We start from the raw sequence: 12,984 nt of genomic DNA, 5'->3' as shown, positions 1-12,984 counted from the left end.
TTAATGTATGCGGCGACAGCCGCGATGAGTGCCTGCGGAGCAGGCATGCCTCATATATAGCCTTTGCATTTCCCGACAAGTTGCGGTAAGATGGTCACACTGATTCCGTACTCTTCGTCAGAACACAATTCATACACAGCCTTACGCAATCAGAGAGGAACTGTCAGTCAAAAACGTTCAGCTGTTTGTACATGCAAAAAACAAAAGCTGCTGAAAATCATACTGGAGGAAATCCGATCCGTGAATTCGAAGTACAGAATGATACAGACCTACGGCATCTGGCTGCTCGACCTGGTGTGCATCATTGTCTCCTACAGGATCTCAAAAGCGATCCGGTACGGGACGGATTTCCGCTTCCGCAATTTTGCGGCCAATCAGCTGATCATTCTTTTTATTCTGTTCTGTTTCGCCTACAACTTCTTTCTCGACTGGAACCACGATTATCTTGTCCGGGGCACGCTGAAGGAATTCTCAGCCGTTCTCAAATATAATGCGACGATGCTGGTCGTGCTCGGCGTTTACGTTTTCCTGACCCATACATACTTTCTGGTATCCCGGCTGCTGGTCGGACGATTTCTGCTGATTAACCTCGCGCTGATGTTTGTGTCGCATGTGCTCGTGAAGAAAGTCCTGCGGGTCTTTCTGCAGGGAGAGAAGACCGTCAGCAAGATTCTGGTTATCGCGGAGCCTGAGCTGATGGAGGAGACGATCGACCGGATCCGTCGGACAATGGGAGTCAGCACGCAGGTCGTGGCGGCGGCCTATGCGGTCGATGAGCCCGCCGGGGGGAGTGAAGAGACGGTAAAAGGCGTCCCAGTTCTGCCGGGGATCAGGGACCTCACCGAGGTGCTGGTTCAGACACCGTTCGACGAAGTTTTCATCAACACGCCGGATATTTCCCAGCGGAAGCTCAGACAGATGATTCTCGGATTCGAGGAGATGGGCGTTACCTGTCATTACAATCTGGAGCTGCCGAATATCGGGGCGGCGGCCAGCCATGTGGGAAGCTACGGAACCTATTCCGTCATCACCTACCAGAAGACGCTGGTCAGTCAGAAGAAACTGCTCGTGAAACGCTTTTTCGATATTCTCGGAGGCATCGTCGGGCTTGCGGTCACCGGCATTCTGACGCTGTTCATCGCGCCGGCGATCAAACTGGATTCTCCGGGTCCGGTTTTCTTTTCCCAGACGAGAGTGGGAAAGAACGGGCGGCGGTTCCGGATTTACAAATTCCGCTCGATGTATCAGGACGCGGAGGCACGCAAGAAGGACCTGCTGAAGCAGAACGAGATGAACGGGCTTATGTTCAAGATGGAGGACGACCCGCGCGTCACGAAGGTGGGGGCATTCCTCAGAAAGACATCTCTTGATGAGTTTCCCCAGTTCCTGAATGTTCTGAAGGGTGATATGTCGCTGGTCGGAACAAGGCCTCCGACTGAAAAGGAATTCGAGCAGTACAATGAGCATTACCGCCGGCGGATCAGCATGACGCCGGGACTTACGGGCATGTGGCAGGTGAGCGGTCGATCGGACATCACGGACTTCGATGAAGTGGTGAGACTGGATCTGGAATATATAGACAACTGGTCATTGACGCTGGATCTGAAGATTCTGCTTCAGACCGTAGGCGTACTGTTCAGTCACCGCGGCGCAAAATAAAACTGGAAAGGAAGTAGATGGAACATGTTTGACTACAGAAAGTATCAGAGACAGTATGTGCTTCCGCCGGAACCCTGCTTCGACTGGGTGAAGAAGGACCATATCGATGAGGCACCGATCTGGTGCAGCGTGGATCTGAGAGACGGTAATCAGTCGCTTGTGGTTCCGATGAGCCTCGAGCAGAAACTCGCCTTCTATCAGCTTCTGATCCAGCTTGGCTTCAAGGAAATCGAGATCGGATTTCCCGCCGCTTCGGAGACGGAGTATGTTCTCTGCCGGACGCTGATCGAACGGAATCTGATTCCGGATGATGTGACGATTCAGGTGCTGACGCAGGCAAGGGAGCACATCATCCGCCGGACGTTCGAGGCGATCAAGGGCGCGCCGCACGCGATCGTGCATGTGTATAACTCCACGTCTGTGGCACAGCGCCAGCAGGTGTTCAGAAAATCCAAGGCGGATATCCAGAAGATCGCGGTTGACGGTGCAGCGCTGCTCGCCGAGCTGGCGGCGGAATCGGATCAGGATCTTCGTTTTGAGTACAGCCCGGAGAGCTTCACCGGAACAGAACCGTCCTACGCGCTGGAGGTCTGCAACGCGGTGCTTGATGTATGGAAGCCGACGCCGGAGCGGAAAGCGATCATCAATCTGCCGGTGACGGTGGAGCTGTCAATGCCCCATGTGTTCGCCCAGCAGGTGGAATACATGAACCGGCATCTTTCGTACCGGGACAGCGTGGTCCTTTCGCTTCATCCGCACAATGACCGCGGCTGCGGCGTGGCGGACACCGAGATGGGCCTTCTTGCCGGCGCGGATCGTGTGGAGGGGACGCTGTTCGGCAACGGCGAGCGCACCGGAAACGTCGACATCATCACGCTGGCGATGAATCTGTACTCCCAGGGCGTCGACCCGAAGCTTGATCTTGGCAATATGCCGAAGATCACCGAAACCTATGAGCAGTGCACCGGCATGAACGTCTATGAGCGGTCCCCGTACGCCGGACAGCTGGTCTTCGCGGCGTTCTCCGGATCGCATCAGGACGCGATCGCGAAGGGTATGAAATGGCGCGAGGAGCGTGATCCGGATCACTGGACGGTTCCGTACCTTCCGATCGATCCGACCGATGTGGGCCGCAACTACGACGCGGATGTCATCCGGATCAACAGCCAGTCCGGAAAGGGCGGCGTGGGCTACATTCTCGAAAACCGCTTCGGCCTGATGCTGCCGAAGAAGATGAAGGAGGCCATGGGCTACGCCTGCAAGGCGGTCTCAGACAGGAAGCATGAGGAGCTGACGCCGGAAGAGATCTTCGAGATCTTCAAGGATGAGTTTGAGGGCCTGACGGCGCCGATCCATGTGAACGAGGTGCATTTCGAGCAGAAGGACGGCATCACGGCGCATGTCACATCTTCGATCAACGACGAGGAGCCGGTGGTCACGATGGCGACAGGAAACGGCCGTCTCGACGCGGTCAGCAACGCGCTGAAGGAGGCGTATCATCTGGACTACGCTCTCGATGTCTACACGGAGCATGCATTGGAGAAGAGTTCCTCTTCCCGGGCGATCGCGTATGTGGGCCTCAGCTGGCCAGACGGCACGATGACCTGGGGCGCGGGACTGGATCCGGATATCATCCGGGCTTCCATTGACGCGCTGGTAACGGCAGTCAATAATAAATGATCCATATGGAATAAAGGAGCGGACACAGATGGACATCAGATACAGAAGCACGAGAAGCAATACGTATGTCACAGCGTCGGAGGCGATCCTGCAGGGCCTGAGCGAAGACGGAGGCCTTTTTGTTCCGACGGAGATTCCTTCGCTGCCCGGATCCCTGTCAGAGCTGGCGTCTCTTTCCTATCAGGAGATTGCCTGCCGGGTGATGAGCCGGTTCCTCACGGACTTCACGGAGGATGAACTGCGCGCCTGCATCCGAGGGGCCTATGACAGCAAGTTCGATACGCCGCTGATCGCGCCGCTTACGGAGAAGGATGGAGCCTGGTATCTGGAGCTGTACCACGGGTCAACGATCGCGTTCAAGGATATGGCGCTTTCGATTCTTCCGTATCTGATGACGACGGCCGCCAGGAAAAACGGTGAGGATAAGAAGATCGTGATTCTGACGGCGACGTCCGGCGACACGGGCAAGGCGGCGATGGCAGGGTTCGCGGACGTGCCGGGCACGGAGATCATTGTGTTCTATCCGAAGGACGGCGTATCGCATATCCAGGAGAAGCAGATGGTGACGCAGCGCGGATCCAACACGCATGTCATCGCGATCAACGGCAACTTCGACGATGCCCAGAGCGCTGTGAAGCGGATGTTCAATGACCGGGAGATGGAAGAACGGATCGGCAGGGCCGGCTTCCGTTTCTCCTCCGCGAATTCCATCAACATCGGACGGCTGGTGCCGCAGATTGTCTACTATGTCTACGCCTACTGCCAGCTGCTCTCCTCCGGAAACATACATGAAGGGGAGAAGATCAACATCACGGTGCCGACCGGCAATTTCGGAAATATTCTGGCCGCGTATTACGCCAAAAGGATGGGTCTCCCGGTGAACCGCCTGATCTGCGCCTCCAACACGAACAGGGTGCTGGCAGATTTCTTCGCTACCGGCGAGTATGACCGCCGCAGGGAGTTCATCCTGACCTCGTCTCCTTCCATGGACATCCTGATCTCCAGCAATCTGGAGCGGCTGATTTACCACATCTCCGGCGACGATCCGGACCGCTGCCGCGGCTTCATGGAGCGGCTGGCCAGAGACGGAGACTACAGCATCACCGACGATATGCGGGCGAAGCTGACCGATTTCCGCGGCGGATTCGCCACGGAGGAAGAGAATTTCGCGGGGATCCGCGCTCTTTACGAGAAGACCGGCTATGTGATCGACACCCATACCGGCATCGCCAACGCGGTGTACCGGTGCTATCGGGAGGAGACCGGAGATGAGACGCCGACGGTGATCGCTTCAACGGCCAGTCCGTTCAAGTTTGCAGGCAGTGTGGTCGGAGCCATCGCGCCGGAAAAGGCGAATGGACTGGATGATTTTGCTCTGATCGACCTTCTGTCGGAGCTTTCCGGCGTGAAGGAACCTGCAGCGATCACGGATATCCGTACCGCACCGGTCCGTCACAGAACGGTCTGCGATGTGAAGGACATGCCCGCGGAAGTGGAGCGGATTCTCGGCGTCCGCGGCTGAGTCATATCTCGGGGAGAGCGGAATGATGAACTGGAGGGAACTGTTATCTGAAAAAAGGCCGGGCCGGACACCGTCCGGACGGACGGGACAGGATCTGAGGACGGAGTTTGAAAAAGACTATCACCGGATCATCGTGAGCGCTTCCTTCCGGCGCCTCCAGGATAAAACTCAGGTTTTTCCGCTGGATAAGAGCGATTTTATCCGCACGCGGCTGACACATTCGCTGGAAGCCGCCTCCATCGGCCGGTCACTGGGCGCAAACATCGGATCGGCGATTCTGCGCGACCGGCTGGATCCGTCATTTGACGCCGGGATGAAGGCGGATCTGAGTCTCGTGCTGGAATGCGCGGGACTGGTTCACGATATCGGGAACCCGCCTTTCGGCCATTTCGGAGAGGATTCGATCCGGGAGTGGTTCCGCAGCAATCTGCCGGCCCTTCGTTTTCGCGGAAAGCCGGCAGCCGACCTGATGACACCCCAGATGAAAAGCGATTTCTGCGGCTTCGAAGGGAACGCGCAGGGACTGAGACTGGTATCAAAGCTGGATTATCCGGTGCATCAGGACGGGCTGAACCTGACCTTCGGTCTGCTGGGCGCTGTGATCAAGTATCCGGTGTCCTCCGTCGAGGCGGATCCGGCTTCCGGATGCGCAGCCCGGAGGAAGTTCGGCTATTTTTATTCCGAGAAGGAGCTGTTCGAGGCGGTTGAGGCGGAGACGGGAGCCGGAGGAAAACGCAATCCTCTGGCCTTTATTCTCGAAGCGGCGGATGACATCGCCTACGCCACAGCGGACATCGAGGATGCATTCCGGAAAGGCTTTTTTGATTTTCCGACCTTTACGCATGAGCTGAGGGAACGGGGCGTGCCGGCACTGTGGCGGGCAAGGCTTTCCGATCTCTTTGATCTGGCCCGTCTTTCGGGTGCGGTGAGACCGGAGGAGGCCGCGATCCGGAGCTGGCTCAGGGAGATGCAGGACGGGCTGGTGACCGCAGCGGCGAACAGTTTCATCGCCCACTATGACGCGCTGATGGAGGGACGCTTCGGAAAAGAGCTTCTCTCGGCGAAACCCGCCGGCACGCTCCTTGCGGCGCTTAAGTCTGTTGCCTATGACTACGCGTTCACGTCGATGTCGATCTATAAGACCGAGATCGCCGCCAACCGGATTCTCACGTTTCTTCTGGATCATCTCGTTCCGGCCGCACTCGTCTTCGATGAGGACAGGCCGGGCCTCATGGAGGAGAAGTATCTCTCGCTGATACCGGAGAACTACGCACGTGTCTGCAGAAGAGCGTCGGCGGACGCGGACGACGCGGAGGTGCTCTACGCCAGAATCCAGATGGCGGCGGATACGGTCTGCGGCATGACGGATTCCTACGCAAAAGATCTGTACACCGAATTGACCGGATTCCTGTAATCGTTTATAATCTGTACCAGACCTGGAATGTGCGATCCCCTGCTATTATGCTGAACCTGCAAATGAAATCCGGGGCTTCCTACATCGTCCGTCTTGATGTCAGGCCTCACGTGAACGGAGGAAGACAGAGAACGGTCTGCGGTCGCCCACCTGACGCTGGACAGGTGTCAGTCCGACAGGAACGGCATTCCGGGTTTTGCTGTTCCGGGCTGCCGGAACGGAATCCCTATTAAGACAGAAAAGGAAAAGAAAGCGGAAAAATGAAAATCGAAAGTTCTGACTTTGGCACAACAGCTGACGGACAACGTGTCACGGCGTATCGCGTGACGAACCGGGGCGGCGCGTCGATCCGGGTGATCGATTACGGCGCGGTTCTGGTGGACGTTGTCGTTCCGGATCGGAGCGGCAGGCTGACGGATGTGGCTCTCGGATATGACAAGGTCAGAGATTATGAGCAGAATCCGCCTCACTTCGGCGCGACCATCGGACGCTACGGGAACCGGATTGAGGGTGGCAGCTTCACGCTGGACGGCGTGGAATATCAGCTTGCGAAGAACGAGAAGAACCGGAACAATCTGCACAGCGGGCCGGATGGCTACGAGTTCCGGATGTGGAAGGCGAAGACGGACGAGAAGAACGGCTGTGTGACCTTCTCTCTGGTCTCTCCGGACGGCGATCAGGGGTTCCCGGGCGAGTTTCGCGTCTCCGTCACCTACATGCTCACTGAGCAGAATAAAGTGAAGATCCACTATGAGGGATCCGCCGACCGAAGCACGGTGGTCAATATGACGAACCACAGCTACTTCAACCTTGACGGTGAGGGGAGCGGCACGATCATGGACACGATGCTGATGATCGACGCTGACGGATACACGCCGGTCGACGAGTATTCGATTCCATACGGGACGGTCGAGCGCGTCGACGGCACACCATTCGATTTCCGCAGGGCGAAGCCGATCGGCCGGGATGCCGGGACGGTCAGCGAGCAGCTGGAGCATACCGGCGGCTATGACCACAACTTTGCTCTGAACGGGTCCGGACTCAGAACCGTGGCCGAAGCCTGGTCGGAAAAGAGCGGTATCCGGATGAGCGTGATGACGGACCAGCCGGGCCTGCAGTTCTACGCGGGCAACTTCATCTCCGGTCCGGCAGGCAAGCACGGACACGTCTACGGACGCCGGGAAGGCTTCGCGCTTGAAACCCAGCACTTCCCGAACGCGGTCAATGTGCTCGCCTTCGAGAGCCCCCGGCTCGAGGCCGGAGAAAGGTACAGCACGACGACGTGCTACACGTTCAGCACCGTGGAGTAAGGGACGGATGCAGATTCGATGATCAGGGATGTTCTGAAGATATTCAACTCATTCGGAAAACGGATGCAGGATGATCACATGGGCGCATATGCAGCAACGTGCGCCTATTTTCTTATGATTTCCTTCGTCCCGTTCTTCATGATCATCATGGCGGCGGCCAGAAGCGAGCACGCCGATGTTTCCGGCCTGACCGCCTCTCTTCTCGCAATCGTCCCGTCCGGCCTCAAGGAGTACGTGATGACGATTATCCATGAGGCTCAGTCCAACTCGTATGTCATCGTTCCGCTCTCGGTCCTGATCCTGATCTGGTCAGCCGCGAAAGTCTTTCACGCGCTGAGCAACGGGCTCAATGTGATCAGTAAGGCGAAGGAAACGAGAGGATGGTTTTTTCTCCGTGTCCGATCCATGCTCTATGTCGTCTTCTTCATGCTGTTCGTGATGGCGGCGCTCCTGCTTTCGATTTTCGGACCGGGGATCCGGAGCTGGCTGATCCGTTCGGCCCCCGGCTTCGATGAGGTGTACCGGTTCCTGTTCCGCTTTCGCTCGCTGGCCGGTTACTTCGGACTGATCATCGTTTTTCTCTTTATCTACAAGTTCCTGCCGAACTGCCACTATACGTTCCGCAGCCAGTTCCCGGGAGCTCTGATCGTGTCCACCGTGTGGATGTTCTTTTCCTATCTGATGTCCATCTACTATGAGCACAATCAGAATTTCAGCAGTATCTACGGAAGTCTGACCGGCGTTGTGCTGGCCATGATCTGGCTGTATTTCTGCTGTTACTTCCTGCTGTTCGGCGCGGAGCTGAACCGGGTGATATACGAGGATCCGGAGGAAAACGTGATCGTGAGCACCATCGGGGTCATGAGGGACGCGTCCGCGAGAAGGCAGCAGGCAATCGAAAACGAGCTGGACGAGCATTCCGTCTGGAAACCGATCCGGGACGGCGACGGTGAGACACTGCCCTCGCGTCAGCCGTCTGATATTGTGATTCCATGGTATGATGAGGGGCATGCAGCCCGCGCCGCGAGGCCTCCGGAGGAGCAGCCGGATTTCTACAGCCGTTTCAGTGAAATGAATCAGCAAGTCAGCCAGCCTGACAGGGAGGACAGACATGAGTGAGACAGAGAACAAGGTTCGGGAGATTGAGGAGAAGGCGGCAGAGGAAATCGGCCGTGCCGACGCGATGGAGCGTCTCAATGAAATCCGTGTCGCCGTACTCGGAAAGAAAGGCACGCTGACCCAGGTCCTGAAAGGAATGAAGGACGTGCCGAAGGAAGAGCGTCCGATGGTCGGAAAATGGGTGAATGACGCACGCGCTCATATCGAGGCGCGTCTGGAGGAGACAAAAGCCCGTCTCGAGGCGGAGCGGCTGAACGCACGCCTTGCCTCCGAGACCATCGATGTGACGCTTCCCGCGAAGAAGCAGAAGATGGGACACCGTCATCCGAATACGATCGCGCTTGAGGAAGTCGAGAGAATCTTTGTCGGAATGGGCTATGAGGTGATCGAAGGTCCGGAAATCGAATACGACGAGTACAATTTCACAAAGCTCAATATCCCGGCGAACCATCCGGCAAAGGATGAGCAGGATACCTTCTATATCACGGACGACATCCTGCTCCGCACGCAGACATCGCCGGTACAGGCAAGAATCATGGAACAGGGAAAACTGCCGATCCGGATGATCTCGCCGGGGCGCGTGTTCCGCGCGGATGAAGTCGACGCCACGCATTCTCCCTCCTTCCATCAGATCGAGGGACTTGTGATCGACAAGGACATCACCTTCGCGGATCTGAAAGGAACGCTGGACGTATTCGCGAAAGAGCTGTTCGGTCCGGACACGAAGACGAAGTTCCGCCCGCATCATTTCCCGTTCACGGAACCTTCCGCCGAGATGGACGTGTCGTGCTTCAAGTGCGGCGGAAAGGGCTGCCGCTTCTGCAAGGGCGAGGGCTGGATCGAGATCCTCGGCTGCGGGATGGTCCATCCCCATGTGCTTGAGATGTGCGGCCTCGATCCGGAAGAGTACGGCGGGTTTGCCTTCGGCGTGGGCCTTGAGCGGATCGCGCTCCTGAAGTACGAGATCGACGATATGCGTCTGCTCTATGAGAACGATATCCGCTTCCTGAATCAGTTTTCATGAGGCGCTGAGCGGGCGGGCGCCTGTTTTCGGGACAGGCAGCGCACCGGGACGAGCCCGTGAAGGAGTCAGGACAGCAGATCAGAAAGGCTGGGAGATAAAATGAATACATCACTTTCATGGATCAGAAGATATGTGCCGGATCTCGACGTGACGGCGAAGGAATACTGTGACGCCATGACCCTTTCCGGCACCAAGGTGGAAGGTTTTAAGGAACTGGACAGCGAACTTGAGAAGATCGTGGTCGGGCGTGTGCTTACCTGTGAGAAGCATCCGGATTCCGACCACCTCCATGTCTGCACTGTGGATGTGGGGAACGGATCCCCGCTTCAGATCGTCTGCGGCGCGCCGAATGTGGCGGCGGGACAGCTCGTGCCTGTCGTGCTCGCGGGAGGCCGCGTCGCCGGGACCCATGCCGGCGGCAGGGCGGAAGGCGGCGTGCGGATCAAAAAGGGAAAGCTCCGCGGAGTGGAGTCAGACGGCATGATCTGCTCCATCGAGGAGCTGGGAAGCTCCCATGAGTTTTATCCGGAGGCTGATCCGGAAGGAATCTATGTCTTCCCCGAAGGCACGCCGGCAGGAGCGGACGCCATCGAAGAACTCGGGCTGCACGACGCGGTCATCGAATATGAGATCACATCGAACCGGGTGGACTGCTACAGCGTGATCGGGATTGCGCGCGAGGCGGCTGCCACATTCGGGAAGCCTTTCCATCCTCCGGTTCCGAAGAAGACCGGGAACGGAGAGGACGTCCGGGACTATGTCAGTGTGAGCGTGGAGGAGCCTTCCCTCTGCCCGCGGTATACCGCCAGGGTGGTGAAGAACGTGAAGATCGGTCCTTCGCCGAAGTGGATGCAGCGCTGCCTCGCCTCCAACGGCATCCGCCCGATCAACAACGTGGTGGATATCACCAATTTCATCATGGAAGAATACGGTCAGCCGATGCATTCCTATGACTACGACAAGGTGGCGGGCCACCGGATCGTCGTCCGGCGGGCACAGGATGGCGAGCGGTTCGTCACGCTGGACGGTCAGGAGCATACGCTGGACGACCGGATGCTGATGATCTGCGACGGAGAGAAGGCGATCGGTCTCGCCGGTATCATGGGCGGAGAAAACTCCATGATCGGAGACGACTGTACCACTGTGCTCTTTGAGGCAGCCTGCTTTGACGGGACAAACATTCGTCTCACGTCGAAGCGGCTCGGCCATCAGACCGACGCTTCCCAGAAGTTCGACAAGGGGCTTGATCCCAATACCGCTCTCGAGGCGATGAACCGGGCCTGCGAGCTGATGGAGGCCTTCGGCGCCGGAGAGGTTGTCGGCGGAGCCATCGACTATTATCCGGTGAAACGGGAGCAGGTGGAGATTCCGTTTGAGCCGGAGCGGATTAACCGGATGCTCGGCATCGAGGTATCTCCGGAGGAGATGATCCGGTATTTTGAGAAGGAAGAGCTCGTGTATGACAGAGAACGGAATGCGGTGATCGCGCCGACCTTCCGGCAGGATCTGAAGAGAACCTGTGATCTGGCGGAAGAGGTCGCCCGTTTCTACGGCTACGCGAAGATCCCGAACACGCTTCCGAAGGGATCGGCGACGGCGGGAGGTCTCCGGTTCGATATGAGAGTCCGTTCGCTGGCCGGTGCCGTTGCGGAGGACTGCGGATTCTCACAGGGATACTGCTACAGCTTCGAGTCACCGAAGGTCTTCGACCGTCTGATGCTTCCGGCGGATGCGCCGGAGCGGAAGGCTATCGAAATCCGGAATCCGCTCGGACCGGAATTTTCGATCATGCGCACCACGTCACTTGGCGGCATGCTGACCTCTCTGGCCACGAACTTCGCCCGTCGGAACAAGGATGTCCGTCTCTACGAGACGGGCAATGTCTACCTGCCGGCGCAGCTGCCGCTGACCGAACTTCCGGACGAGCGGATGAAGCTGACGTTGGGCATGTACGGCAAGGGTGACTTCTTCGATATGAAGGGGGCTGTCGAGCTGATCTTCGACCGGCTCGGAATCCGGGGGGAGCGGACGTACGCATCGGAGCCGAAGCGGCCTTACTTTCATCCGGGCCGTCAGGCGCAGATTCTCAGCGGAACGACGGCGATCGGGGAGATCGGTGAGGTCCATCCGCTGGTGCTCAAAAACTACGGCATCGGCGACCGGGTCTATATCGCGGTTCTCGATCTGAAATCGATTCTTCCGCTGGTTTCCTTCGACTGGAAGTATGAGGGGATCGCGAAGTATCCGGCGGTTTCCCGGGATATCAGCATGATCGTCCCGAAGAAGGTGACCAACGCGGAGATCGAATCCGTAATCCGGTCGGAGAGCGGTTCCGTGCTGGAGAGCTGCGAACTGTTCGATCTTTACGAAGGCGCGCCGATTCTGCCCGGCTTCAAGTCGATGGCGTACTCGCTGACCTTCCGTCACAGGGACAAGACGCTTGAAGACGCGGAGATTCAGACAGCCATGAAGAAGATACTCCGGGGGCTTGAGTCGCTGGGGATTGAGCTGAGAAAGTAACGGAGGGCTGCGGCGGGAAGACTGCCGCAGCTTTTTACGGAAGCCAGGCTGCATGCGGTCCGTTTCCGTACTGGCCGCCGGAAGCGGAGGAGGAAGAGATGGAACTGTATATTCTGAGGCACGGAACGACCGCCTGGAATGAAAAGCACCTTCTGCAGGGACAAAGCGACATCCCGCTTGACGAGGCAGGACGCCGGCTGGCGCTGGAGACCGGGGAAGGGATGAACGGGCTGACCTTTGATTTCTGCTATTCCAGTCCTCTGCTTCGTGCGATGGAGACGGCTGTGCTGGTGATGAAGGGACGCGAAGCGCCGGTCATACCGGACTGGCGGCTCGCGGAGATGAACTTCGGGGATTTCGAGGGAATGGACTGCTCGCCGAAAGACCGGGATTACAATCCGGAGCTTGGCAGAACGCTGGCCTTTGATATCCGGAACTACCACCGGCCGCCCCATGGCGAATCGATGGAGGCTCTGCTCGGGCGGACGGCTGCCTTTTTCAAAGAGATCACGGAAAACCCGGACAATGAGAACAAACGGATTCTCATCTCGACTCACGGAGGCGCCGGCCGGGCGCTGATGCATGCGGTCTGGGGCGGGGAGGACTTCTGGCACGGGTCCGTACCGCGCAACTGCACGGTCTGCATTGTCAGAATCAGCCGGGGTCACATTGAGGACGTGCGGCAGGATGTGCAGTTCTATCACAGCGAGGTGAAGGATTTTTACGGCTGAATGCC

General features: G+C 57.7%; 9 protein-coding genes. All 9 read left to right on the top strand.

Annotated elements, in window-relative coordinates; all coding sequences use genetic code 11:
- Positions 1–240 precede the first annotated feature (240 nt).
- The 9 genes from G4C92_RS00830 to G4C92_RS00790 all read left to right on the top strand — a co-directional run bounded on the left by G4C92_RS00830 (position 241) and on the right by G4C92_RS00790 (position 12,979).
- On the top strand, positions 241–1,659 hold the full coding sequence (locus G4C92_RS00830; RefSeq protein ID WP_274940745.1) for a sugar transferase: 1,419 nt from the start codon (positions 241–243) through the stop codon (positions 1,657–1,659).
- 24 nt (positions 1,660–1,683) lie between these two features.
- Positions 1,684–3,339 (top strand): 2-isopropylmalate synthase, encoded by a 1,656-nt coding sequence (locus G4C92_RS00825; RefSeq protein ID WP_274940744.1) that lies wholly within the window; start codon positions 1,684–1,686, stop codon positions 3,337–3,339.
- A gap of 28 nt (positions 3,340–3,367) precedes the next feature.
- Positions 3,368–4,861 (top strand): threonine synthase, encoded by a 1,494-nt coding sequence (thrC, locus tag G4C92_RS00820; RefSeq protein ID WP_274940743.1) that lies wholly within the window; start codon positions 3,368–3,370, stop codon positions 4,859–4,861.
- Positions 4,862–4,883: 22 nt separating this feature from the next.
- Positions 4,884–6,275, top strand: a complete 1,392-nt coding sequence (locus tag G4C92_RS00815; protein WP_330654743.1) for a deoxyguanosinetriphosphate triphosphohydrolase — start codon at positions 4,884–4,886, stop codon at positions 6,273–6,275.
- A 260-nt stretch (positions 6,276–6,535) separates the two neighbouring features.
- On the top strand, positions 6,536–7,585 hold the full coding sequence (locus G4C92_RS00810) for an aldose epimerase family protein (protein ID WP_274940742.1): 1,050 nt from the start codon (positions 6,536–6,538) through the stop codon (positions 7,583–7,585).
- A 78-nt stretch (positions 7,586–7,663) separates the two neighbouring features.
- A complete protein-coding gene (locus tag G4C92_RS00805; RefSeq protein ID WP_274940741.1) occupies positions 7,664–8,704 on the top strand; it encodes a YihY/virulence factor BrkB family protein in 1,041 nt (346 codons plus the stop codon).
- On the top strand, positions 8,697–9,728 hold the full coding sequence (gene pheS / locus G4C92_RS00800) for a phenylalanine--tRNA ligase subunit alpha (protein WP_274940740.1): 1,032 nt from the start codon (positions 8,697–8,699) through the stop codon (positions 9,726–9,728). The genes G4C92_RS00805 and pheS overlap by 8 nt, the downstream gene beginning before the upstream one ends.
- Before the next feature lie 99 nt (positions 9,729–9,827).
- On the top strand, positions 9,828–12,248 hold the full coding sequence (gene pheT, locus G4C92_RS00795; RefSeq protein ID WP_274940739.1) for a phenylalanine--tRNA ligase subunit beta: 2,421 nt from the start codon (positions 9,828–9,830) through the stop codon (positions 12,246–12,248).
- A gap of 98 nt (positions 12,249–12,346) precedes the next feature.
- A complete protein-coding gene (locus tag G4C92_RS00790) occupies positions 12,347–12,979 on the top strand; it encodes a histidine phosphatase family protein (protein WP_274940738.1) in 633 nt (210 codons plus the stop codon).
- Positions 12,980–12,984: the final 5 nt, after the last annotated feature.

It is taken from the genome of Chordicoccus furentiruminis (genome assembly GCF_019355395.1).
GTDB lineage: Bacteria > Bacillota > Clostridia > Lachnospirales > Lachnospiraceae > Chordicoccus > Chordicoccus furentiruminis.
The sequence above is the reverse complement of the archived record's forward strand: the minus strand, read 5'-3'. Positions and strand labels throughout refer to the sequence as shown.